At 47.8% G+C, this 24,656-nt stretch carries 26 protein-coding genes; 18 read left to right on the forward strand and 8 right to left on the reverse strand.

Going from position 1 to position 24,656, the window contains the following annotated elements:
- The first annotated feature begins 12 nt into the window (after positions 1–12).
- The 3 genes from IC229_RS09695 (at position 13) to IC229_RS09705 (ending at position 3,647) form a co-directional block, all read left to right on the forward strand.
- The gene (locus IC229_RS09695; protein ID WP_223833934.1) at positions 13–603 is read left to right on the forward strand and encodes a nucleotidyltransferase; all 591 of its coding nucleotides are present in this window, start codon (positions 13–15) and stop codon (positions 601–603) included.
- Between the two features lie 41 nt (positions 604–644).
- Positions 645–3,110, forward strand: a complete 2,466-nt coding sequence (locus IC229_RS09700) for a 3-hydroxyacyl-CoA dehydrogenase/enoyl-CoA hydratase family protein (RefSeq protein WP_190886766.1) — start codon at positions 645–647, stop codon at positions 3,108–3,110.
- A 114-nt stretch (positions 3,111–3,224) separates the two neighbouring features.
- The gene (locus tag IC229_RS09705) at positions 3,225–3,647 is read left to right on the forward strand and encodes a hypothetical protein (RefSeq protein WP_190886767.1); all 423 of its coding nucleotides are present in this window, start codon (positions 3,225–3,227) and stop codon (positions 3,645–3,647) included.
- Positions 3,648–3,680: 33 nt separating this feature from the next.
- Here the strand turns inward: IC229_RS09705 and IC229_RS09710 are convergent, their stop codons facing one another.
- The 4 genes from IC229_RS09710 to IC229_RS09725 all read right to left on the reverse strand — a co-directional run bounded on the left by IC229_RS09710 (position 3,681) and on the right by IC229_RS09725 (position 6,863).
- The gene (locus tag IC229_RS09710) at positions 3,681–4,322 is read right to left on the reverse strand and encodes a DedA family protein (RefSeq protein WP_190886768.1); all 642 of its coding nucleotides are present in this window, start codon (positions 4,320–4,322) and stop codon (positions 3,681–3,683) included.
- Positions 4,323–4,410: 88 nt separating this feature from the next.
- Positions 4,411–6,306: an ABC-F family ATP-binding cassette domain-containing protein gene (locus tag IC229_RS09715; RefSeq protein ID WP_190886769.1), complete on the reverse strand. Its 1,896-nt coding sequence runs from the start codon at positions 6,304–6,306 to the stop codon at positions 4,411–4,413.
- A 28-nt stretch (positions 6,307–6,334) separates the two neighbouring features.
- A complete protein-coding gene (locus IC229_RS09720) occupies positions 6,335–6,712 on the reverse strand; it encodes a PIN domain-containing protein (RefSeq protein WP_190886770.1) in 378 nt (125 codons plus the stop codon).
- Positions 6,705–6,863 (reverse strand): hypothetical protein, encoded by a 159-nt coding sequence (locus IC229_RS09725; protein WP_190886771.1) that lies wholly within the window; start codon positions 6,861–6,863, stop codon positions 6,705–6,707. Before IC229_RS09725 ends, IC229_RS09720 begins: the two co-directional genes overlap by 8 nt.
- Positions 6,864–6,961: 98 nt before the next feature.
- Here IC229_RS09725 and IC229_RS09730 point away from each other — a divergent pair, with 98 nt between their 5' ends.
- From IC229_RS09730 to IC229_RS09740, 3 genes are all read left to right on the forward strand, one after another.
- Positions 6,962–7,966: a formylglycine-generating enzyme family protein gene (locus tag IC229_RS09730; protein ID WP_190886772.1), complete on the forward strand. Its 1,005-nt coding sequence runs from the start codon at positions 6,962–6,964 to the stop codon at positions 7,964–7,966.
- A gap of 97 nt (positions 7,967–8,063) precedes the next feature.
- Entirely contained in the window at positions 8,064–8,552 is a 489-nt protein-coding gene (gene folK / locus IC229_RS09735) for a 2-amino-4-hydroxy-6-hydroxymethyldihydropteridine diphosphokinase (protein ID WP_223833935.1), read from the forward strand.
- 115 nt (positions 8,553–8,667) lie between these two features.
- Positions 8,668–9,726: a M48 family metalloprotease gene (locus IC229_RS09740; RefSeq protein WP_190886773.1), complete on the forward strand. Its 1,059-nt coding sequence runs from the start codon at positions 8,668–8,670 to the stop codon at positions 9,724–9,726.
- 76 nt (positions 9,727–9,802) lie between these two features.
- On the opposite strand, the gene rocD is transcribed toward IC229_RS09740, so the two are convergent.
- On the reverse strand, positions 9,803–11,056 hold the full coding sequence (gene rocD, locus IC229_RS09745; RefSeq protein WP_190886774.1) for an ornithine--oxo-acid transaminase: 1,254 nt from the start codon (positions 11,054–11,056) through the stop codon (positions 9,803–9,805).
- Between the two features lie 108 nt (positions 11,057–11,164).
- On the opposite strand from rocD, the gene IC229_RS09750 reads away from it, so the two are divergent.
- From IC229_RS09750 to IC229_RS09765, 4 genes are all read left to right on the forward strand, one after another.
- A complete protein-coding gene (locus tag IC229_RS09750) occupies positions 11,165–11,335 on the forward strand; it encodes a DUF5522 domain-containing protein (RefSeq protein ID WP_190886775.1) in 171 nt (56 codons plus the stop codon).
- A 60-nt stretch (positions 11,336–11,395) separates the two neighbouring features.
- On the forward strand, positions 11,396–11,635 hold the full coding sequence (gene rpmB / locus IC229_RS09755) for a 50S ribosomal protein L28 (protein ID WP_190886776.1): 240 nt from the start codon (positions 11,396–11,398) through the stop codon (positions 11,633–11,635).
- A gap of 136 nt (positions 11,636–11,771) precedes the next feature.
- Positions 11,772–12,494 (forward strand): RluA family pseudouridine synthase, encoded by a 723-nt coding sequence (locus IC229_RS09760; RefSeq protein WP_190886777.1) that lies wholly within the window; start codon positions 11,772–11,774, stop codon positions 12,492–12,494.
- Between the two features lie 74 nt (positions 12,495–12,568).
- The gene (locus IC229_RS09765; protein ID WP_190886778.1) at positions 12,569–12,868 is read left to right on the forward strand and encodes a Dabb family protein; all 300 of its coding nucleotides are present in this window, start codon (positions 12,569–12,571) and stop codon (positions 12,866–12,868) included.
- 78 nt (positions 12,869–12,946) lie between these two features.
- On the opposite strand, the gene IC229_RS09770 is transcribed toward IC229_RS09765, so the two are convergent.
- Positions 12,947–13,360, reverse strand: coding sequence for an Ohr family peroxiredoxin (locus IC229_RS09770; RefSeq protein ID WP_190886779.1), 414 nt, complete (start codon positions 13,358–13,360; stop codon positions 12,947–12,949).
- Between IC229_RS09770 and IC229_RS09775 the strand changes: the two genes are divergently transcribed.
- The 6 genes from IC229_RS09775 to IC229_RS09800 all read left to right on the forward strand — a co-directional run bounded on the left by IC229_RS09775 (position 13,359) and on the right by IC229_RS09800 (position 19,700).
- Positions 13,359–13,526 carry a hypothetical protein gene (locus IC229_RS09775; RefSeq protein ID WP_190886780.1) on the forward strand — a complete coding sequence of 56 codons (168 nt, stop codon included), beginning with the start codon at positions 13,359–13,361 and terminating at the stop codon, positions 13,524–13,526. The genes IC229_RS09770 and IC229_RS09775 overlap by 2 nt on opposite strands.
- 192 nt (positions 13,527–13,718) lie before the next feature.
- A complete protein-coding gene (locus IC229_RS09780; RefSeq protein ID WP_190886781.1) occupies positions 13,719–15,494 on the forward strand; it encodes a tetratricopeptide repeat protein in 1,776 nt (591 codons plus the stop codon).
- 59 nt (positions 15,495–15,553) lie between these two features.
- Positions 15,554–16,435, forward strand: a complete 882-nt coding sequence (locus tag IC229_RS09785; protein WP_190886782.1) for a DUF4292 domain-containing protein — start codon at positions 15,554–15,556, stop codon at positions 16,433–16,435.
- A 166-nt stretch (positions 16,436–16,601) separates the two neighbouring features.
- Entirely contained in the window at positions 16,602–17,957 is a 1,356-nt protein-coding gene (locus IC229_RS09790) for a murein hydrolase activator EnvC family protein (RefSeq protein ID WP_223833943.1), read from the forward strand.
- 104 nt (positions 17,958–18,061) lie between these two features.
- On the forward strand, positions 18,062–18,880 hold the full coding sequence (gene panB / locus IC229_RS09795; RefSeq protein ID WP_190886783.1) for a 3-methyl-2-oxobutanoate hydroxymethyltransferase: 819 nt from the start codon (positions 18,062–18,064) through the stop codon (positions 18,878–18,880).
- 88 nt (positions 18,881–18,968) lie between these two features.
- Positions 18,969–19,700, forward strand: coding sequence for an RluA family pseudouridine synthase (locus tag IC229_RS09800; protein WP_190886784.1), 732 nt, complete (start codon positions 18,969–18,971; stop codon positions 19,698–19,700).
- A gap of 85 nt (positions 19,701–19,785) precedes the next feature.
- Here the strand turns inward: IC229_RS09800 and IC229_RS09805 are convergent, their stop codons facing one another.
- A complete protein-coding gene (locus IC229_RS09805) occupies positions 19,786–19,962 on the reverse strand; it encodes a hypothetical protein (protein WP_190886869.1) in 177 nt (58 codons plus the stop codon).
- 329 nt (positions 19,963–20,291) lie between these two features.
- On the opposite strand from IC229_RS09805, the gene IC229_RS09810 reads away from it, so the two are divergent.
- The gene (locus tag IC229_RS09810) at positions 20,292–20,657 is read left to right on the forward strand and encodes a hypothetical protein (RefSeq protein ID WP_190886785.1); all 366 of its coding nucleotides are present in this window, start codon (positions 20,292–20,294) and stop codon (positions 20,655–20,657) included.
- A gap of 122 nt (positions 20,658–20,779) precedes the next feature.
- On the forward strand, positions 20,780–23,206 hold the full coding sequence (locus IC229_RS09815) for a TonB-dependent receptor (RefSeq protein ID WP_190886786.1): 2,427 nt from the start codon (positions 20,780–20,782) through the stop codon (positions 23,204–23,206).
- Positions 23,207–23,288: 82 nt separating this feature from the next.
- Here IC229_RS09815 and IC229_RS09820 read toward each other — a convergent pair whose 3' ends face one another.
- Positions 23,289–24,506, reverse strand: a complete 1,218-nt coding sequence (locus tag IC229_RS09820; protein ID WP_190886787.1) for a pyridoxal phosphate-dependent aminotransferase — start codon at positions 24,504–24,506, stop codon at positions 23,289–23,291.
- Positions 24,507–24,656: the final 150 nt, after the last annotated feature.

Genomic DNA, 24,656 nt, shown 5'->3' on the forward strand with positions numbered 1-24,656 from the left:
CGCGCTGAAACTATGCCTGAAATTCTCGAAAATCCTGCTGAGAACCGGCTAAAAGCGTTTACGCGACTCATGCATACGGCGTCGAAACTGTATCATGCCAACCCGAAAAATCCGCCGAAATCAATGGATATTGCCGATTCTGACGTAGAGCAGCTGCTGGAAAGTTTGAATCGTCATCAGGTTCAATATTTGCTGGTTGGCGGCATGGCGGGGGTTGTGCATGGGCATGTTCGCACTACGCAGGACATGGATATCTGGCTTAAATCTGACGATCAGAACAAAGCTAATTTGATTCAGGCGTTGGACGAGAATGGCGTGGCTGGAGCGGCTTATCTAAAAGACGTACCACTTATTTTCGGCTGGACATCGGTCGCGGTGGGGAAATATGGCTTCACGCTCGATATGGGCTATTCGCTCAAAGCATTTGGTGAAATTGATTTTGACGTTTGTTATGAACGGGCAATCGATGCTACGTTTGATGGAATTACGTTCAAAGTAATTCACCTGAATGATTTAATTGCTGAGAAGAAAGCTACGAATCGGCCTAAAGATCAAATTGACGTAGACGAATTAATTAAAATCAAAGACAGGAACGCCGAGTAAACGTAGCACTGTTTGATTCGCGTTCCGGGTAAATCAAAACCATGGAAGCTACCTTAGAAAAACCCAAATCGGAGGGTCGCACCCCACAGACAAAAAAACGTACCATTCGGCGGGTCGCCGTGCTCGGTTCGGGTATTATGGGGTCGCGGATTGCGGCTCATTTTGCGAACATCGGCGCCGATGTGTTGCTGCTCGACATTGTCCCGAAAGAACCAAATGCTATTGAACAGGCGAAAGGCCTTACAACCGATAGCCCGCTGGTTCGCAACCGACCTGTAACCGACGCGTTCCAGACGATGCTCAAAGCTAGTCCGGCGTCGCTCTACAGCCCCAAATTTGCCGAACGTATCAAACTGGGGAATTTCGATGATAACCTGAAAGAGATTGCTACGTATGATTGGGTTATCGAGGTGGTTGTCGAGCGACTGGATATTAAACGGTCTGTTTATGAACGGGTTGAACAATACCGCAAACCCGGTACGTTGATTACGTCCAATACGTCGGGGATTCCGATGCATTTGCTGATTGAGGGACGTAGCGACGATTTTCGCCGGAATTTCTGCGGTACACACTTTTTCAATCCACCCCGTTACCTCCGCCTGCTTGAAGTTATTCCCGGCCCCGATACCGATCCGGATGTCATTGATTTCCTGATGAACTACGGTGATTTGTATCTCGGTAAAACCACCGTATTGTGTAAAGACACGCCGGGCTTCATCGCCAACCGATTGGGTATTCAGTCGCTGATTCAGACCATTCGCGTATCCGAAGAACTGGGTTTGACGGTAGAAGAAGTTGACAAACTTACGGGGCCAGTGGTTGGTCGGCCGAAATCTGGTACGTTCCGGCTGTCGGACGTAGTGGGGCTGGATACAACCGTCAACGTAGCGAACAACCTCGTGAAAATGGAGCACGACGAATCACGGGCGTCGTTCGAGTTGCCGCCGTCAATGCAGAAGTTGATGGAAAATAAATGGCTGGGCGATAAAACCGGTCAGGGTTATTACAAGAAAATAAAGGACGAAAAAGGCCAGACGCTAATTCTGGCTCTCGATCTGAAAACCTTCGAATACAAGCCGTCGGTCAAGGTTAAGTTTGCTACGTTGGAGGGCACCAAAGCCATTGATAGCCTGAAGAAACGATTCCCGATACTGCTCGCTGGCAAAGACAAAGCGGGCGAGTTCTACCGCCAAACGTTTGCCGATGGATTCCGCTACGCTACGTATCGCATTCCCGAAATCTCGGACGAACTTTACCGGATCGATGCGGCCATTACAGCGGGCTTCGGGTGGCAAATGGGTTTGTTCGAAACCTGGGATGCTATCGGCGTTCGGAAAGGCGTAGAGCTGATTGAATCGCTTGGGCAGAAGCCTGCTCAATGGGTTTACGACATGCTCGACGCTGGTTTCGATGCATTCTATAAAATCGAAGGGGGCAAGCGGATGTATTACGACATTCCGACGAAAAGCTACAAAGCCATTCCCGGTACGGAAGCGTTTACGATTCTTGAGAATCTCCGGGGGGACGGTCCCAGCAACAACGTCGTCTGGAAAAATAATGACGCATCGATTTACGATCTGGGTGATGGTATTCTGAACGTCGAGTTTCATAGCAAAATGAATACGTTCGGACAGGGCGTATCGGAGGCTTTACAGAAAGGCGTTTCGCTGGCTGAGAAAGATTTCCGCGGGCTCGTTGTTGGCAATGATTCGACTGAAGCGTTTTCGGCAGGTGCCAATCTGGCGATGCTCTTCATGTTTGCCGTTGAGCAGGAATTCGACGAGGTGAATCTAATGATTGCCCAGTTTCAGAAACTGATTACGCGGCTTCGGTATTCGTCTGTTCCGGTGGTGGTAGCTCCACATACACTTACGCTAGGGGGCGGTTGCGAAGCCGTACTTCATGCCGATAAAGTGGTAGCGCACGCTGAAAGCTACATTGGGCTAGTGGAAGTGGGCGTCGGCCTGATTCCGGCGGGTGGAGGTACTAAAGAGATGGCCGCTCGTGCGTCGGACCTGTACCAGACCGGCGACCCAGAACTGAACATTCTTCAGAGTGCGTTCATGAACATCGCTACGGCTAAAGTTTCGACTTCGGCGCAGGAAGCCCGCGACATGAACTACCTCCGTTCCACTGATCAGATTGTCCTGAACCGAAGTCGATTACTGGCCGAAGCCAAACAAGCCGCCATCGAACTGGCCGAAAATGGCTACACGCAGCCCAAGCCACGTAAGGACATTAAAGTTCAGGGAAAAACCGGTATTGCGCTGTTCAAAGCAGGCGTTGCGGCTATGCGCATGGGCAACTACATCTCAGACCACGATGCAAAAATAGCAGATAAACTGGCCTACGTTATTTGCGGTGGCGATTTAAGCAGTCCACAGAACGTATCAGAGCAGTACTTACTTGATTTGGAACGGGAAGCATTCTTATCTCTGACAGGTGAGAAAAAGACGCTGGAACGGATTCAGAGTTTGTTGACAGGTGGTAAGGCGTTACGGAATTAAATGATTGATAGCCTGGGTGTTTGATATATGGCAACTGCTACGTCAAACACCCAGGCTTGTTTTATCCAGATCACTAGAGTCTGATTTGTTGAAGTGCTTACCTAAAATTTTGGTATGAGTACAAGCGTCACTATAAAGGAAGGAATGACGTATCGGCAAATTCAGGAAGCTGTCTCAGCGGAATGGCCTTTGTTGACGCTTGTACTTTATTTCCCTACGACTGCTTTCTATAAAGAAGGGCATTTTGCGGAAGATTGCTACGTTGATCCTGACTATGAACTTGTCAGGAAAAAACCAACCGCCGAACCTATCCACGTAACAGGTGATATGTTTCAGACAACGTTGCGGGATCTGTTCTATAAAGATTATTATTTAGAGGTAGACATTGCCTATCGATACAACCCGAATACGTTCAACCTACCCGGCAAAACGCTGGATCAAAAACAGGAAGATGTTCAGCGCTGGTGGCAAAGGGTTGAAATGACGCATGGCCGAAAACCAAATGCCGCCGACATATTTGAGCCCGTCAATTCCTGAGGAATGTAGTAAGCATGAAAACGGGATTTCACATTATACTTTCTCGACCCGGTTCTCTTTTCTGGCATTCAGGTAACCTTTCACAACGGTGAACGTAGTGACAGCCAGGAAGAAAATAATAATCCAGTGGACGTAGTTGATAATCCACGGAAATTTCTCGCCGAAATAAAAACCACCCCCCACCAACGTAATGACCCAAATCGCACCGCCGATTACGTTATAGAGCATGAAATAGGGGAAAGGCATGTGAATCAGACCCGCCAGCAGTGGCGCAAACGTGCGGACAACCGGCAGAAACCGAGCTACAATCAGCGCACTGTTTCCATAACGTAGGAAAGCCGCCCGCGTATTCTCAATATATTTTTGTTTAAAAAATAGCGAGTCGGGCCGGTCCTTGATTTTTCCACCGAAATAGTAGCCCGTTACGTAGCCGGTAAGTGAACCGAGCACAGCCGCGCCGAAAATGCAGATGAGTAATAGCCAAAGCGGTACGTTTAGCAGTTTAGTCCCGGCAAAAACGCCCGATAGAAACAAGAGATAATCGCCCGGCAGGAAGAAGCCAAAGAACAGACCATTTTCTACGAAGATAATCAACGTAATAAGCACCAGTCCCCCCGTCCGAATAATCTCTTCGGAATTCAACAGATACCGGAAAAATTCAATAATCTGATCCATGGTTAAGAGTGAAACCGGGCCGCCGGTGCGGAGTGAAAGAGTAAAAGAGCGAATGAAGGAGAGAATCACTCATTCGCTCTTTCACTCTTTAAATATAGTCCGCTAACTCCAGCCAGCGGTCTGATTTTTCGGCGATACTTTTGTCAATCTCTTCAATTTCACGTGCCCAGGCTGTTAGCTGTTCGTGATGCCCACCGGTATTCAGTAGACCGACAACTTCGGCTTTCCGTTGCTCCAGCGACTCAATTTCTTTTTCAAGAGTTTCGTACTCGCGTATTTCCTTGAACGACAGCTTTTTCTTGGCACCAGCAGCCGGGCTTGTTGCGGATGAAACTACAACGGGCGTCGATTGGTTCTTTGCCGGCGACGCTACTGGTTTATCATTTTGTGACGTACCCGTTTTCGGCTGCGAATCACGCCAAATTCGGTAGTCGGTATAATTGCCCGGATAATCACGGACTTTGCCTTCACCCTCCAGCACAAATACGTGCTCAACAAGCCGATCCATGAAGTAGCGATCGTGCGTAACAATCAGAACACATCCCGAAAAATTGAGCAAGAACTCTTCTAGTACGTTCAGTGTCGTGATGTCGAGGTCGTTGGTGGGCTCGTCTAGGATCAGGAAATTCGGGTTTTGCACCAGCACCAGCAACAATTGCAACCTACGTTTTTCGCCCCCGCTCAGTTTCGATACGAAGTCATATTGTTTCTGGCGATTGAACAAAAAACGAGTTAGCAACTGTGTAGCGGTAATTGTGTCGCCATTCGCGAGTTTCATAACTTCCGCTACGTCCTGTACTACGTCGATAACGCGCTGATTTTCGGGTAAATCGAGTTCAGTTTGGGTATAGTAGCCAAATTTTACCGTACCGCCCGTCGTGATCTTGCCTGAATCGGGACGTAGCAGACCGGTTAGCATATTCATCAGCGTGGTTTTACCCATGCCGTTTTTGCCGATGAGACCAACGCGGTCGGGGCGTTTGAACGTGTAGTTGAAATGGTCGAGTAATACCTTGTCGCCGAAGCGTTTACTCAGGTTTTCGACTTCCAGAATTTTGCTGCCCAACCGCGTCATGCGCAGGTTCAGATCAAGTTCGCCGTCGCTACGTTTGCCGCCGACTTTATCTTTCAGTTCGTCAAACGCATCGATTCGGTACTGTGCTTTGGTGCCCCGCGCTTTCGGTTGCCGACGCATCCATTCTAGTTCGCGCCGAAACGTATTTCTGTCTTTGGTTAACTCAGAGGCTGCGGCTGCTTCGCGCTCGTCTTTCTTTTCCAGAAAGTAGGCGTAATTGCCTTTGTACGTATAAAGTTGCCCTTCGTCCATCTCCGCAATCTGATTGCAGACCCGGTCTAGAAAATAACGGTCGTGCGATACCATTAGCAACGTACCGTTATTAGTATTCAGGTGATTTTCGAGGTATTCAATGGCTTCCAGATCGAGGTGGTTGGTCGGCTCGTCGAGGATAAGCAGATCAGGATTCTGAATCAGCACCCGCGCCAGTGCTACCCGCTTCCGCTGACCACCCGACAGCAAATGAACCGGCTGCGTTACGTCCTGAATGCCCAGTTCACCCAGAATCTGCCGGATTTGCGACTCATAATCCCAGGCTTCTAGCTTTTCCATGTCGGCCATGGCGCGTTCGAGTGCAGCCGGATCATCGTTGACGAGGGCGTGTTCATAGGCACGTACCGCGTCGAGTTGAGCACTTTCACCCGCCAGCACTACTTCCATAACGGTCAGTGCATTGTTGAGTTCGGGCTGCTGGTCGAGATAGCCTACGCTGATGTCTTTCCGTTGGCTGACAATTCCTGAATCGGGCGGCATGGCTCCTGCCAGAATCGACAGCAAGGTTGTTTTGCCTGATCCATTGGCACCGACGATAGCTACTTTATCGCCCCGATTAACGCCAAAGGTCAGGTTTTTGAAGAGAATGCGGTCGCCGTAGGACTTGGTTAAATTTTCGGCTGATAGGTAATTCATGAGGTGAAGCTTTCTCGCTAAAGTTCTGTTAACGAGGAGGTAAAAGAATCAAGTCTAACTGGGAAACACGTTCGAATGCGTTGTCGCCAGTTATGAGTGGTAGGCCTGTCATTCGGGCTGAAGCTGCTACAATTGAATCCATAAGTTTCATTCGTGAAGCCCTGCGAACTTTAATCGCTTCTGTTTTAACTTGTGGAGTTAACTCGACTATAACGCAGTCGTTTAGCAAGCTTTTAATCAGTTTACGTTCTTCAGCAGGTTGATTGGGTTTACATTGCATCTCTAACTCTGTGAATACAGAGATATAAACTATCTGGTCTGCCAGTAAGGTACTGAGCAATTCGTCACCTTCCAGCAGGCGGATTAATCCATTTGTGTCCACAAAAAGGCCAGTTGGATTATTCATCTCGTAATTCACGCTGGTATGAGAGGCTATCTTTCCCCCATTTCAATTTGCCAGCATATTTTTGAACATTCAACTCATTAGGCTGCTTCAATTGCCGAAGTTTCTCAACAATCTCACCCTTTGAGGCTGCTTTACTAAGTTTGATCGTCATATTAATGCAGGAAATAAAACTGTGACTCCACAAAGGTACAACAAAGCAATCGTTCGTACTTTTGCGGTTCAAGATGAATTCCTAATTCATAACCAACAATGCTCGTAAAACGTCTCCTTATCGCAGTTGGCTTGCTCGCTGGAGCTATATATACAACACAGGCTCAAACCTCCACTGATTTCAAATCCTACACGCAGGTAGTACCGGGGAGCAACCAGACGTATGCAATGGTAGCCATTCCGGGCGGAAAATTTATGATGGGTAGTCCTGCCGCTGAGAAAGACCGTAAACCCGATGAAGGGCCTCAGCACAACGTAGCAATTGAGCCGTTCTACATGGGGAAATACGAAGTTACCTGGGACTTGTACGACCTGTTCGCTTTCACGACGATGGAGAAAGAAATGGCGGCTAAGTATAACCAGGTGGACGCCAATCTGGCGAAAACCGACGCCACTACGCGGCCTAGTCCGCCCTATGTCGACATGTCGTTTGGGATGGGCCGGGCGGGTTATCCGGCTATTAATATGACGCAATATGCCGCCATCAAGTTCTGTGCGTGGCTGTATGCTAAAACGGGTATGTTCTTCCGATTGCCTACCGAAGCTGAATGGGAATATGCCTGTCGGGCCAATACGACTACGCCTTATTCGTTCGGGGCTGATGCGAGTAAATTGGGTGAATACGCCGTATTTAACGGGAACAGCGATGGTGGTTATAAAAAAATTGGCACCAAAAAACCGAACCCGTTTGGCCTTTACGACATGCACGGCAACGTAATGGAATGGACCAAAGATCAGTACGTTGAAGATTATTACCAGCAGGTAGCCAGCGGAAAAGTGAAAGAAGCCTATGCACCAACCACTACGTTGTATCCGAACAGCGTTCGAGGTGGTTCATGGGACGACGGTCCGGAAGTGCTACGTTCGGCAGCTCGCACACCATCGGCACCTGCCTGGAAAGTACTCGATCCACAAAGCCCGAAATCAGACTGGTGGCTGACGTCGGCTTCGTTCGTCGGTTTCCGTCTGGTACGTCCGGCCAAAACGCCATCGGAAGAAGAAATCAAGACGTACTACGATATTAAGGCAATTAAGGATTATTGAGTGATAAATGATGAGAGATGAGTTTGCTGACGCATTCAACAAATGCTGGCGTCAGCAAACTCATCTCTTATCACTTATCACTAATAACATCGCTCTTTTGAAAACCTTTCTTCTCCTCGGCGCAAATCTCGGCGACCGTGTTGCTACGTTGCAACGGGCGGTTGATTTGATTTGGCAATACGTTGGTGCGATTGAACAACAGTCGCCTTTGTACGAAACCACACCCTGGGGTATCATCGATCAGCCTGCTTTTCTGAATCAGGTGATACGTGTTAAAACGACGCTGGAGCCAGAAGTTTTGCTAAAACAAACCCAGGCGATTGAACAGGATTTGGGGCGTATCAGAAAGGAGAAATGGGGCGCGCGTGTGATTGATATTGACATTCTCTATTACGACCAGCTCATTTCGAGCAGCTCTACACTCACATTGCCGCATCCATATCTGCATCAACGACGGTTTACGCTGGTTCCACTGGCCGACGTAGCGCCAGATTTTGTGCATCCACTTCTCCATAAAACAACGCTTGAGTTATTAGCTGCGTGTACGGATGAGGGCGTAGTGAGTCGGTGGAAAACGACTACGTAACAATGCATCATGGACTGGAAATACTCGTTTCATGACGCATTTTCTAATCAGAAAACAATGCCTGCCGGTTCTAATTCGTTATTCAGCCGTGTTGTACGATTAACCCTCTTTGGTTATGCATGTGCGAGTGGCTTTCTCTCTCCCTTTTTTACTGATTACTACCCTGATTCATGAGCCGCTGATGGCTCAAAACGATACTCCGGTACGTCCGTTTGGCTCCGGAGCCTTCATTTGCAGCTACACCGGCGGCAAACTAGGTCCGCAGGTTATTTGTTCGCCTAAAACAGCTTCCAACGGTCACGCCGAACGGGTTGTCGACCGCATTCTGAAACCCATCGGGCTGATGCGTAATTTTAAAGTTATTGAGTGTTCGAACACTGATAACTGCTTTGCAACGGTACTAAAAGGACAGCGCTTTATTGTGTACGACGGTGCATTTATGGCGCAAATTGATCAGGATACCGAAACCGACTGGGCGGCTATCAGCATTATGGCGCACGAAATTGGGCACCATTTGCAGGGGCATACCATTGACGGTACGGGGGGGCAACCTCAGAAAGAAATCGAAGCGGATAAATTCTCGGGTTTTGTGCTGCACCAGTTAGGCGCTTCGCTTGAAGAAGCGTCGATTGCTGTTAAAACCCTTGGCGATGAACACGCTACGTTAACGCACCCTGCTAAGCCAGCTCGCGTCGAAGCGATTCGGAAAGGCTGGCTGGAAGCTGAAGCGATGTACCCGAAAAGCCGGGTGTTGGTGAAAGCGCCGACAGCTATGGCTCCGAAACCGATCACTACGTCTAGTGCTCCTGTTATGGCGGCACGTTCTGTTGTTGCACCTACTGCTCCCAAACGCGCTACTGTTGGCTGTGTATCAGGCGATTGCCAGGACGGGACAGGTACGTTTGTTTATCCGACGCAGGAGCGTTACGTCGGTGAGTTTGAAGAAGGGGACAAACATGGTGAAGGCATAGAGTATTACGCCGATGGAAAAATAAAGTACAAAGGCAACTTTCGGGATAACCTTCGGTGGGACTACGGTGCTTACTATTACCGGAATGGCGATAAATACGTTGGCTGGTTCAAGAATAATATGCCCAATGGTAAGGGAACGTATTACTTTGCCGATGGCGAACGTATAGCTGCTACGTTCAAAAACGGGCAACCGATGCAATGATTAAGCACGTAGCGAATATAACGTAGCATTTTTGTCATGCTGACGAAGGAAGCATGACAAAAATGCTACGTCGTTTTTAAAACTCCAGAATAGTTTTCTCAATGATGTCGCAGGCTTCGTGAATCTGCGCTTCGGTGATGACCAATGGGGGAGCAAAGCGGATTTTGTCGCCGTGCGTCGGGCGGGCTAGTAATCCGTTCGCTTTAAGTTTCATGCAGATTTCCCAGGCCGTTTCTTTTCCGAAATCAGGCCGTTCGGCAATCACAACGGCGTTCAGCAACCCTTTGCCGCGAATCGATTTAATTAAGTCAGTCTGGTGACTCAAAGCGATCATTCGCGACCGGAAAATTTCGCCCATCGAGGCTGCGTTTTCGGCTAGCTTTTCATCTTCTACCACCTGAAGTGCTTCCATCGTAACGGCGCAGGCCAACGGATTTCCGCCATACGTACTACCGTGTTCGCCAGGTTTGATAGTTAGCATAACTTCATCCGAAGTCAGCACCGCCGATACGGGCATAGTGCCGCCCGATAGTGCCTTACCCAGCACGAGCAAATCTGGTTTTACACCTTCGTGGTCGCAAGCGATACGTTTGCCGGTACGTCCGATGCCCGTTTGCACTTCATCAGCAATGAATAGTACGTTGTATTTCGTGCATAAATCACGAACGCCACGCAAATAACCTTCAGCAGGAACCACAACGCCCGCTTCGCCCTGAATGGGCTCAACCATGAAACCGGCAATGTTTGGAACGCTTTTGAACGTATCTTCCAATGCATTGAGGTCGTTGTACGGAATAACGATATAACCGGGCAGCAGCGGCCCAAAATCATTGGTACTACTGGGGTCGGTCGATGATGAAATGGCGGCTATGGTACGTCCCCAGAAATTTCCGGCAGCATAAACTGTTTTAGCCTGATTCTGTGGAATACCTTTGACTTTATAGGCCCATTTTCGGGTGAGTTTCAGCGATGTTTCGCCCGCTTCTGCCCCGGAGTTCATCATTATAGCTTTGTCGTAGCCGAAGTAATCGCAGAGGTATTTTTCGCAAACTCCCGTTTTGTCGTTGTAAAAAGCGCGCGAGGTGAGCGTCAATTGCTGCGCCTGTCGGATCAGGGCATTAATGATACGTGGGTGACAATGGCCCTGACTCACAGCGCTGTAAGCAGAAAGAAAATCGAAATATCGATTCTGTTCAACATCCCACACAAAAACGCCTTCACCCCGCGTAAGTACTACCGGAATGGGGTGGTAATTATGGGCGCCGTATTGCCATTCTAACTGCATGGCGTTCTCGGCCGATGCGATAGATAGTGTTGGTTCGAGTATCATGGTGAATGTGGTTATGTGTCCGTTGATGTAGTGCTAGGTTGCTGAAACTTCCACGTGCAGATGCCCGTTTCTCAAAAATACGGTTTCTTGCAGAGACCCCCAAAACCAATGCCAGCGCAGTCATCAAAGAAAAAAATCCCTGACTTAGCCAACGAAGATTACTACTACACGCCTGAGGGATATATCGTATTTACGGCAACGTATCACCTTAAACGTGGCAACTGCTGCCAGAATGGATGCCGACATTGTCCGTATGGATTCAAAAAAAAGGAGAAATGACTTGCAGATTATGAATTATTTAGCCAATTTTGCGCCCTCATACGGAAAACGAGTACGGTAATGGCCAGAGTTTGTCAAATAACAGGAAAGCGCACGCGGTCGGGAAACAACGTTTCTCACGCTAATAATAAAACCAAGCGTAAATTTTACCCGAACTTGCAAAAGAAGCGGTTCTTCGTTGAATCAACTGGAGAATGGGTTACGCTGAAAGTGGCTACGTCGGCCATTAAAACCATCAACAAAAACGGGCTGGAAGCTACGTTACGTAAAGCTCACGAGCGCGGTACGTTGTCTTTATAGTCTTTGTTACGAAGATATTATCTGTGAGCCTCTTCCGGTTAGGAGGGGGCTTTTCGTTTATAGTCATAAGACGATAGAAGTTTCTTTACGACCGCTCACTTTCGATTGATGACGAACGACTATCGACCAAACGCCCATGAAACAGAATTTTGAAGACCTTATTCTTTTTGAGAACGAGGATTATATCATCATCAACAAGCCACCCCACGTAGCCTCGCTCGATGAGCGGACCACCGACCGGGGAGGGCAGAGCATCGTGCGGATGGCAAAAGCGTATTGGCCTGATGCACAACTCGGCCACCGGCTCGATAAGGAAACCTCTGGAATTCTGGCTATTGCTAAAAATCCGGAGGCTTATCGGCATATAGCCATGCAGTTTGAACACCGCGAGGTGACCAAGCGCTATCACGCTGTCACGAATGGCGTTCACGATTTCGATGGTATTTCGGTGTTTCTACCTATATCGCCCATTAAAGACGGTACGGCGGTACGTATCGACCGGGAAAAGGGAAAAGTGGCAGAGACGATTTTCAATACGTTGCAGGCGTTTCGAACTACTACGTTGGTAGAGTGTATGCCCATTACAGGACGGATGCACCAGATACGGGTTCACCTGATGTGCCTCAAAGCACCTATTGTCAATGATGCTACGTATGGTGGAAAACCCGTTTTTCTATCAGATATAAAACGGAAGTTTAATCTGAAGCAGGATACGGAGGAATTGCCTTTGATTCAGCGCGTTGCGCTCCATGCTCACTCACTGACATTTGCCCTGCTCGATGGCGAAGAGCAGACCTTTGAAGCACCTTATCCGAAAGATTTTAACGTACTAGTGAAGCAGTTGGAGAAAAATAATTAGAAGTTTGCAGTTCGATGATTATACACAAGTCAATAATCTCGGACAGTTCATTCTAAAACTTCTCTTCTTTTCTCATGTTTGTTCATACTGTTTTCTTCTGGCTGAAACATCCCGAAAGCCAGGCCGACCACGATGCACTACGTGCGGGTCTCGGATCACTCAAGGAAATTACCGACATTTCTGCGGCCTACGTCGGTACGCCCGCCGAAACTCGCCGACCTGTTATCGACCATTCCTATGATTTCTCGATAACCTTTGTTTTCGCCGACAAAGCTGCCCACGATACGTATCAGGAACATCCCATTCACTTGAAATTCGTCGACACCTGCGCTCATCTATGGACCCGTGTGCAGGTGTACGACGCGGTGGGGTAGATGAGCGCAAGGATAGTGGGGGTAGCAGGGATTGCTGAGTTACAAACAATCCCTGCTACCCCCACTATCCTTGCAAACCTAAACCAGTACTTCAATCTTCATATCCATGTTACCCTTCACAGCTTTGGAATAGGGACATACGGCGTGGGCGGTTTCGGCCAGCTGCTGAAGTTGGTCGTGGTCCATGTGTGGGGCTTTAACCGTAATTTTCCCGGATAAGAACATGTTGTTGCCGTCTTTATTCAGCGAAATACTGACTTCTACGGCGTGTTCGGGTAGTATAACTTTCCGTCGTTCGGCAACAGACATTAGAGCCCCGTTATAGCACGCACTATACGCTGCTGCAAATAACATCTCAGGGTTAGTTGCTCCCCCTTCACCGTGCATTTCTACCGGACGTTTAACGTTTAATTCCAGAATGCCATCCAGCGATTTTACATCGCCCTCGCGTCCACCCACATTGCTGACGGTGGCAGTATACAAAGTTTCCATGAATGTGATTTTATGGGCTTGCACTTTCTGCGCAAGCATAACCGATAAACTAGAGCCTGCCCGAAAAGTTATAAGTACTACGTATCATTTTCGAGATTTCTGGCCTATCACTACGTTGCCAGTGCTACGTAATGGGCAAGGTATTTGTTGGGGTAACGTAGCGTAGCCGGGCACGAATCGGGTGTCAAACGGAATTGTCTCAAAGACTGTTTTGGTCCACTACGTAAGGTATTCAGCGTATATAAATCATTCCGTCATTTTGAACTACCTTTGTTTAAGAGGATTCGTTGTACGAAAGCTGCAATAGAACGAGACAGAGCACGTTTTGATAAGTAAGTCTCTCTGTATATTAATCAGTATGAATACGTTATACATCCGTTACGGCAATCGACGCTTACTTGGAAGCCTAATTAGCTTCGGGCTGATTTTGTGGGTTTGTCTGCTTCCTGCCTCGGCTCAGCGCCGACCCGTCAAGGCTGATACGGCGCTGGCAAAGGCTGGCTCGACCACAACGGTACGTATTGAAGCCGAGACGCAGTTTACAGAGGGTATACGGTATCTGATGACCGACGAGCCAGCAAAAGCGATTGCGCAGTTTGAGAAAATACTGCAAAAAGATCCGTCGAATGCCGCTGCTCATTATTCGCTGGCGAATGCGCAGGTCAAAAGTGGTAAAATCAACGATGCCATTACGCACGCGGTTAAGGCGCATAACCTGAGCAACGACAACAAATATTATTCATTACTGCTGGCCGAATTGTACGTAAAACAGAAAAGGTACGGTGAAGCCGAAGCTCTCTACGAAGCCATCCTGAAAAAAGGACCCGAAAATGCTGAATACGGTGTTGAACTGGCGGCAATTTACCTATTCGATGAAAAACCAGATCAGGCGCTTGCGACCTATAACCTGGTAGAACGTGAATTAGGCACGAACGAAGAAATTACTCGCCAGAAGCAACGTATTTATCTGAAACAGAACAAGATAGAAAAGGCTATTGAAGAGGCCGAAAAACTGGTTGCCTCAGAACCCGGTGAACCAGATTATTTGCTCGAAGGAGCCGAATTGCTCATCGCTAACGACCGCTCCGATCAGGCAATTAGCTGGATTGATAAGGCACTTAAACTCAATTCCGACCTGCCGCAGGCCCACGTATTACTCGCTGATATTTACCGGAAGAAAGGCGACATGGCCCGCGTTAAAAAAGAGCTCGATCAGGTATTGGCGAATCCAAATCTGGAGGCTGGTCTGAAGGCCCGGATTTTATCCAGCTACGTAAATCTCACTAGTGAAAACCCCACAGCGCAGCAGGATGCTTTGGGTATGGCACAGCAATTAGCGAAATCATCTCCAAATGACCCTAAATCACAGGTTATGCTGGCTGATTTACTGGTTCAGCAGGGGAAAAAAGCCGAGGCCCGCGATACGTACGCCAAAGCCACCCGGCTCGATGGCTCGATCTATGAAGTGTGGGGGGCATTGCTACAATTGGATGGAGAACTGAATCAGGTCGATAGTTTGCTGGTGCATTCGGAACAGGCGCTTGAAGTATTTCCAACGCAAGGAATGTTCTGGTATTCAAATGGTTCAGCCAATTTGTTCAAGCGGAAATATCAACAAGCCGTTGATGCGCTGGAGGAGAGCCGCAAACTGCTGGCGGCAACTGCCACTACAGAATTGAAAAAAGGAATAGATGCGCAGTTGGGTGATGCTTATAATGGTCTAGGCGATTACGCCAAATCTGATGAAGCTTACGAAGCCGTTTTAAAGGTAGACCCGCTAAACGACCACGTATTAAATAACTACAGCTATTTTCTGTCGCTGCGGAAAGAAAATCTTCAACGGGCGCAGCAACTGGCTCAGAAGCTGGTCGAGCGTAATCCAACCAATGCTACGTATCTGGATACCTACGCCTGGGTGCTGTACGTAGCGAAAGACTACGCTAAAGCCCGGCAATATCTGGAAAAGGCAATGGCTAATCCGGCTAATCTTAGCGGAACAATCATTGAACATTACGGTGATGTACTTTACCAACTCGGACAACCTGATAAGGCCCTGGAGCAGTGGAAGCAGGCGAAGACTAAAGGCGGAGGCAGTTCGGAATTGGATAAAAAAATTGCTACTGGCAAGTTGTAAAACAGTTTCTGGTTTTTGGCCAACACTCGTCTTAAGCTATGAACTGAAACTACCCCTAAATGAATAAATACCTCTTGTTTACGCTGTTACTGAGCGTATTCGTCACTATCGAAGGGTGCCGACGACACCATATATCCCGTACTAATCCCTCAACTACCCCTGCTACGTTGCCCGATACGGCGAAGGTTGTTGTCAACTCGCCGACCACTCCGGCTACCCCCAACAAGGATACAGCAACAGCAACCCGGCCAGCTCGTCCCGGCATTGAAGAGGCCCGTGCCAACGTAGCAGAAATTGATTTTAGTTATCTGACAGCTAAATCGAAGATTTCCTTCAAAAGCCCCACACAGGATATCGATAACGCCAATATCACTATTCGGGCACGTAAAGACAGCCTGATCTGGGTCTCCATTTCTAAGCTTGGTCTTGAAGCGGTTCGGGCGCTGATTACGCGCGATTCCATTACCATTATCGACAAAATTCACCGGGAATATTCGATGTATGATTTTCCGACTTTGAGCAAACAGTTCAATTTTCAGATGAATTTCCAGTTATTACAGGCCCTTATTGTCGGAAATCTGCCTCTTCCTAAACGACCGGCCCAAAAAATAAAAAACGAACACGATTACCTGCTCCTGCGGCAGAGCGAAGGCAAAGTGCTGGTTGAAAACTATATTGGTGAAGAGGATCGGAAACTGAAAAAGCTAATGGTAACCGAACAACCGACCAAAAACACGCTTCGGCTGGATTACGAAGATTTTACATCGCTGAATAATTTCCTGTTTCCATACACGAGTTTGGTAACACTTGATTATCAGTCTAAAGCCGATGGACAATTTTACCAGACTTTATTACGTATCAAGCATAGTAAAGTAGAATTGGTCGATAAAAATCCGGGATTTCCCTTTACGATTCCGGCTAGTTATAAACGTCGGCCTTAGTTTTGCAGGGAATTGTTCTTAATAGCGTGATACACACCATGTAATCCCTAATTTGTTTTTGGTTTCAGTACGTATGCGTTTCCTCTTTTGGTCTTCTTTCTGGTTTATGTGTCGGTTTCTTATTGTGCTGATCGGGTTGAGTTTATGCTGGCTATCGGGCTCAGTAATGGCTCAACAACAGCAGACGCAGACCTTGCGTAACCGTCAGGCGCTGGAAAAGGAAAAAAGGCAGAATCTGGAGCGGATGACTCAGATAAATACAATTCTGAAACAGACAACTTCGGAGAAACAAGTAGGGCTAGGTCAGTTAAAAGCGCTGAATCAACAAATTCAGGCTCAGTCGAATCAGATTGGTTTATTAAATAAGGACATCCGCCTGACCGAAACCGAAATCTTCGAACTCCGCCAGGCCAGCGAAGCGCTCACCAAAGATTTGAATAAACTGAAGAGCGAATATGCCTCGATGGTTTACGCGGCCGACAAACGACGTCAGCAAATCAATCCCCTGGGTTTTCTGTTCGCGGCTGATAATTTCAATCAGTTAGTAGCCCGATATCGTTACCTGCGGCAATATTCTAACGCCCGGCAAAGTCAGGTTCGCCAGATGAATAATGTACGAACCATGCTCGATGGCAAACAGCAGGCTACGCAGCGTAAACGTCAGGAGCAACGTAGCACACTGGTTACTAAGTTGGGTGAAAGTAAGAAATTGGAGTCGCTGAAGAATGAGAAAAATCTGGTTGTCAAGGAATTAAGCCAAAAAGAATCCGAACTGGCTACTGAACTGGCAGAAAGCCGCCGGGCAGTTGATCGTCTTGAAGCCATGATTACGCGGATTATTGCCCGTGAAGCCAGAGAACGCGCCGAACGAGAGGCCCGTGAGCGAGCCGAACGGGAACGACTGGCGAAACTTGAAGCGGCCCGTAAAGCGGCAGAACGTAAAAAAGCCGAAGATGCCATTGCTGCGGCTGCAAAAGCTGGCGAAAAACCGGCCCCCGCCGACGTAGCAAAAGTAGAAAGTATTGATAAGGCGGCCGAAACAGAAACAGCAGCGAAGAAACCTGACGAACGACGTAACAACAACCTCAATGACGAAGAATCTGCCCTGGCTTCGTCATTCACGGCATCTCGGACACGCTTGCCCTGGCCCGTAACGAAGGGTTTTATCTCTGACCACTTCGGACGTAAAGCGCACCCTGTTCTGAAAGGTATTTATGTTGAAAATCAAGGTATTGATATTCAAACAAATGCGGGTGAAGGCGTTCGCTCGGTGTATGATGGGGTAGTTCAGGACGTAACGAGTATGCCGGGTATGAATAACGTAGTGGCCATTCAGCACGGCGATTATTTTACCGTTTACGCAAAATTGAAGAGCGTATCGGTCCAGATTGGCCAAAAAGTAAAAGCCCGCGAGTCCATCGGTACAGTGGCCACCGACAAGAACGGTGTCTCCGAAATCCAGTTTCAAATCTGGAAAGAGTTTACCAAACTCAACCCCGAAACCTGGCTCATTCCTCGTTAAGTTGTGTGGTTACAGAGTTATAAGGTTGTAAAGTTTATAAGTGTGGTAGCCAACTTTACAACCTTATAACTCTATAACTTTACAACTTCATAACAACTTCCCCAATGTCTGTCCATAATCCCGATATCAAGCGCGTTACGACGCATACTATTCAGGAATTAAAAAATAAAGGCGAGAAAATTTCGGCGCTCACTGCCTACGATTATTCCATGGCTCGTGTGGTCGATACGGCTGGTGTAGAGGTGATTCTGGTTGGAGATTCGGCTTCGAACGTAATGGCCGGCCATGAAACGACCCTGCCTATTACGCTGGATCAGATGATTTACCACGCCAGTTCAGTGGTGCGGGCGGTTAAACGGGCGTTGGTTGTAGTTGATTTACCGTTTGGATCGTATCAGGGAAATTCGTCGGAAGCGCTACGTTCGGCCATTCGGATAATGAAAGAATCGGGTGCGCACGCCGTGAAGATGGAAGGAGGCCTTGAAATTAAAGAATCAGTCATACGGGTGTTGAGTGCAGGCGTGCCGGTAATGGGTCATTTGGGTCTGACTCCTCAATCCATCTATAAATTTGGTACGTATGCCGTGCGTGCTAAAGAAGAAGCCGAAGCTGAGAAACTGATGGAAGATGCCCTGATGCTTGAGTCGCTGGGTTGTTTTGGCGTTGTGCTCGAAAAAATTCCGGCTACTCTGACTAAGAGCGTTTCTCACAAACTCCGTATTCCGACCATCGGCATCGGCGCAGGCCCCGACGCTGACGGCCAGATTCTGGTTTTTCATGATCTATTAGGCATCAACAATGAATTCAAGCCACGTTTCCTGCGTCGGTACGCCGAGCTTCATAAAGTCATGACAGAAGCCATTGCTCACTACGTTGATGACGTAAAAGCCAATACGTTCCCGAACGAGAAAGAAGCGTATTGAGTTAGGGTAATGAATAATGATCCGCACGGGCGGCCCTGAATGTATAATGATAAATACATTGTCCATTATTCATTTTGCATTATTCATTATGAGAAAGAAGCCATTTCAGGTAATTTACGAAGATAATCACCTGCTGATTGTTAATAAGGAACCCGGCATTCTGGTGCAGGGCGACCGAACTGGTGACACTACGTTACTGGACGTATTAAAAGCATATATCAAGGAAAAATACAATAAACCCGGCGAAGTATTTCTTGGGTTAGTACACCGACTCGACCGCCCCGTAAGCGGTCTGGTGGTATTTGCCCGTACATCGAAGGCGCTGGAGCGTATGAATGAAATTTTCCGGAAACGGCAGGTTCAGAAGACGTATTGGGCTGTTGTTCGTCAGAAACCGCCTACAGATGCTGATAAACTGATTAACTGGCTGGTAAAAGATGAGCAGAAAAATCAGGTAACAGTATATGATTATGAGGTACCGGGCTCTCAGAAAGCAGAATTAACGTATCGGGTACTGGGAAAAATTAACGAGCATTATCTGCTGGAAGTGAATCCTATAACGGGTCGTCCGCACCAGATTCGGTCACAACTGGCGCACATGGGTTGTCCGATACGTGGTGACGTTAAATATGGTTACGATAGAGCAGTAGCCGATAAAAAAATCTACCTGCACGCCCGCCGTCTGTATTTTATTCATCCGGTGAAGAAGGAGCCAATTATTTGCCGGGCGGGCTTACCCAACGACCCGTTCTGGGAGGAGTTTCTGGAACTGGAACCCGAAACGTATAAGGACAAGGATATAGATAACCTGTACGAATAGGTTGTCTGAATTTCCTCAAAAAGATAAGCCGCGTCTGGTTCTGAAACGTACAGGCGCGGCTTATCTTTGGGTCATCATAGCTCTATCAGTCTACGGTAGGATGTGGTTTACCGTTCGGAATGACGTCGGCTACGAGTTGATCCATCACACGCTCAGCCATTTGCATTGCTCCCCGTATTGCGCCATAAATGAGGCAGAGTGGCAAAATAATGGGAAGAAAAACGACCCATTGAAAAATCATGTAAAGTCTAACGTTTCTCATTGGCTCAGGACTAAAATGTTGTAGTTAAGTGTACGGTTAGGGAGAGACAACAACTTATAAACTTCTGACAAAAGCCCCACTTTTAATTAAAATCAAAGTTAACCTTGTATTAATACAAAATCAAGACCATCTAAAAAAGTTAATTAAAAGTTTCTTTTTAACAGACAGTAAAATACGTAAAATTGTTGTCACTGCCGTAACCTTCTTTTTAAATTTTTCAAATCTCAATTTTAATGCCAAAGCATAAAATTCATTTGTTGGTTCTATAAAATAAAAAGAGAATATCTACGTTGATTCGTATTTTTGTAGAATAATAGCTCACTATTCGTGTGTTTCGTCTAGCAAATTATCGGTTTGGGATCGCCCGCTTTCTGCTTGGCTTGTACGTTGCCGTACTAGTCAATGGCGTAGTGTTTCGGCATGCTCACCGATTGGCCGACGGAACAATTATTTGCCATGCGCACCCTTATAAATCATCGCCGGGTACGCAGTTTCCCAAGCACGCCCACAGCCGCGATGAACTCATTTGGCTGGATGGTTTTACGAATGCGTTCTATACTAATCCTGCTGTAATTGGGTTGGTATTTCTGGCAGTCATTTGTTTTTTAACACGAGTAGGGGCGGAGCCGTTCCGCACGGTTCGTTTTCAATCCGGTCATACGGCATTTCAGCATCGCGGTCCTCCGTGCGTTTAGAGTAATCTCCGTTTTTCATGATTGATGTTTTTCACCTCGACGCTCTGTTTTGGGCGTGGATTGGTATGGCATTTTAGACATAACTAACGTATCGATTTTTCTCAAACGCTACTTCCCGCTTCATGCTTCGACTACTCCTCATTTTCATGCTGGTGCCTTATCTGGTATCAGCACAAGCTACACTGACTGGTAAGATTACCGATAAAACCAACCAGCAACCTATCATTGGGGCAACGATTTATTTTCCTGGTCTGCAAAAAGGCACCAGTACAGATACACTCGGACAGTATCAATTAGCCGATTTGCCGGCCGGGTCGCACAAGGTGGATATTCGCTTTCTGGGCTTCAAAAACCAGCTACGTACTGTTCGGCTCCTTACCGGAACCACTACAGTCGACTTTGCTCTTGAGCCCGATGCTACTCAACTTCAGGAAGTTGTGGTGACTGGCCTGACGACTGGCTCGACTGTGAAAGACAGCCCGGTGCCTATAATGACGTATAATAAAATTCAGTGGCTTCAGAACAGCTCTACCAATCTGGTCGATGCAGTTGGTAAACTTCCCGGTATGTCGCAGATAACGACGGGCGTAGGTCTGTCGAAGCCGGTTATTCGTGGGCTGGGCTTCAACCGGGTAATTACGGTTCACGACGGTGTTCGGCAGGAAGACAATCAGTGGGGAGAAGAACACGCCCTGCAAATTGACGAATACAGCATCGACCGTTACGAGATTATTAAAGGGTCGGGCAGTTTGCTATATGGCTCTGATGGACTGGGTGGCGTTATGAGCCTGATTTCGGCCCGCCCGCCCGAAGTTGGTGTGTTTCGTGGGCAGGTATTGACCAATTATCAGACTAACAACGGTATGATTGGTGGGTCGGTTATGGCAGAAGGAACAGGCCGGAATGGTTTATTTACTCGAGTACGGATTAGCTCCAAGAGTGCGGGCAATTATCAGAATCAGTATGATGGACGAGTTTACGGCTCGGCCTATCGTGAATTTGACCTCAACGGAACCATCGGCATCACCCGTTCATGGGGATATTCACAATTTTATGTATCGAATTGGCATCAGGACATCAACATCGTAACCGGTGAGCGCGACCGGACTGGGCGTTTTCAGGAGCTGGTTCGCGTATCGCGCGATTCTGAAGCGTTAGCTCCCGTTTCCGACGCTACGTTACATGGGCGCACCATTGACCTAGCTAACTATCAGAACCTGAACCACCTGAAGTTTTCCTGGAATTCGTTTGTAAAGCTGGGGAGCCGGGGAAACCTATCTGCTATTGTTAGCTACAGCCAGAACCGTCGGCAGGAATTTGCCAGTACGTTGACGCCTGGTCAACCGGCGCTTTACTTCTACCTGCAAAACGTATTTTATGACCTTAAATACTATCTCAGCGCAGGTAATGGCTGGGATGTTACGATAGGTGGCAACGGCCTTTCGCAATACAATCAAAACCTCGGACTGGACGTATTGTATCCCGGCTATCGGTCGCTCGATAATGGCTTGTTTCTGTTCGCGCAGAAGAAAACGGACCGATTGACTCTGAACGGTGGCATTCGGATGGATGTCCGAAATATGCGTATCAATAAGCTATATGCCAGTGCCGATGGCGTATTTAGTGAAAATCCGGTTACAGGCGGACAAACGCGCTTTGGTGGTCTGGATAAAACGTATTCGAACCCGACAGCGAGCTTTGGTGCTACGTATTCATTATCAAAACGCTGGATCGTAAAAGCCAATCTGGGGCGGGGATTCCGGGCCCCTGCTACGTCGGAATTATCGGCTAATGGCGAACACGCCGGTACGTTCCGATATGAAATCGGGAGCACGAGTTTGCAGTCAGAAACGTCGTTTCAGGCTGACTTGGGCATCAATTACGAATCGCCAGACGTAACGGTAACGGCCAGTTTATTCCAGAATCGAATCAACAATTATACGTATTCCGAAAAAATGCTCGACCGTTTTGGCCGCGATTCGATTGTTGATCCAGCTCGCCCAATTCTAACGTATCGCTACGCGCAGGGGAATGCCGTTTTGTTTGGGGGCGAAGCGCAGGTTACCGTTAATCCGCGTTCGGCCCGCTGGTTTCACTTCAACACGAGTTATTCGCTGGTACGTTCGCGGAATTTATCAGCAAAAAACGATTCAGCGAAATACCTGCCTTTTTTGCCGCCCCCTCGGATAATCAGTCAGTTGAAGTTCACGAAATCAGAAGCGGGTAATCATTGGCGAAACATGTATGTTTTGCTGGAAATGGAAAATAACTGGCGACAGAACGAAGCGCTGCTTGCCTACGGCACTGAAACCGAAACTCCGGGCTATACACTTGTCAACATAGGGGCGGGCAGCGACATCATCAATGGCAAAGGACGAACGATGGTGTCCATTTACCTGACCGTGCAAAATTTATTTGACGTTGCCTACCAGAGCCATCAGAACCGACTCAAATATTTTGGCGTCAACGAAGCGACAGGACGTACCGGCGTTTTCAACATGGGACGTAATGCCAGTCTGAAAATAGTGGTGCCGTTTGGGAAGAGATAAAAAGTCGATAGTCGTAAGTCAACAGTTGTCAGGAGAACCTGCTATAGACTGTTGACTTACGACTATCGGCCTTTTTTACTCCTTATTTTAACGTAGCAACGGCGTTTTTGATACGTAGTACAGCTTCGGTAAGGGCTTCATCGGAAGCGGCAGTCGAGATGCGTAGACAATCGGGCGCGCCAAATCCTGAACCTGCTACAGTTGCTACGTGGGCTGAATTAAGCAGCCATTCCGCAAAGTCATCTGAATTTTCGATGGTCGTCGTGCCATCCGATTTGCCATAATAATAGCTGATATCGGGGAACGCGTAGAAAGCACCTTCCGGTACGTTGGTCCGGAAATGTGGTACGTCCTTCAGCAGTTTCACCACCAAATCGCGACGACGATGATATGCTTTGGTCATTTCCATCGAAGGCTCCAGTGGGCCATTTAAAGCGGCAACTGTCGCTTTTTGAGCAATCGAGTTGGTGCCTGATGTGATCTGGCCCTGAAGCTTTTCAACACCTTCCGCAATCCACTTGGCCGCTCCTATGTAGCCAATACGCCAGCCCGTCATTGCAAACCCTTTGGCAACACCGTTTACCGTGATAACACGATCGGCAATGGCTGGAATGGAACCGATGCTGAAATGGCCTTCGGGCGTGAAGTTGATGTATTCATAAATTTCGTCGGCCAGTACGTAAATGTTTTCGTGCTTGGCCACTACGTCGGCAATCGCGCGCAACTCGGCTTCCGAATAAATAGAACCGGTTGGGTTGTTGGGCGATGCGTACATCACGATTTTGGTACGTTCAGTGATAGCGGCTTCGAACTGTTCAGGAGTTACTTTGAAATTATTGTCGAACGCACCGTCGAGCACAACGGCTTTGCCCTCAGCCAACTTCACCATTTCCGAGTAGCTAACCCAATAAGGTGAGAAGATAATTACCTCATCGCCAGGGTTAATAAGTACCTGAATCACATTGGCTAACGAATGCTTGGCACCAGTCGATACGACAATGTTTTCAGGTTTCCAATCGATATTATTATCACGCTTGAATTTATCCGCGATCGCTTTCCGAAGGTCAGGATAACCAGCCACAGGAGAATAGCCGTGGAAACCATCATCGATGGCTTGCTTGGCGGCTTCGCAAATGTGTTTCGGGGTTTTAAAATCGGGCTCTCCGACACTCAGGCTAATCACTTTGTGGCCTTGTGCGGCTAGTTCACGGGCTTTCTTGGTCATCGCCAGCGTGGACGATTCTTCCAGCGCGTTGATGCGATCTGCTAGCAAACTCACGGTGTCAAGCGTGGCAGACATAATCGGTTGTTGTTTTTTTATGAAAATGATAACAAACTGGGCGCAAAGGTACTACGTTTTCAGCGGAGGGCCGTAAATAATTCGAAAATAAAAACGCATAGGGCAGAGTGGAACAACATTGTATGATGTATAAAAGATGAAGTCTGTTAG

Source organism: Spirosoma profusum, from assembly GCF_014699005.1.
GTDB classification, from domain to species: Bacteria; Bacteroidota; Bacteroidia; order Cytophagales; family Spirosomataceae; genus Spirosoma; species Spirosoma profusum.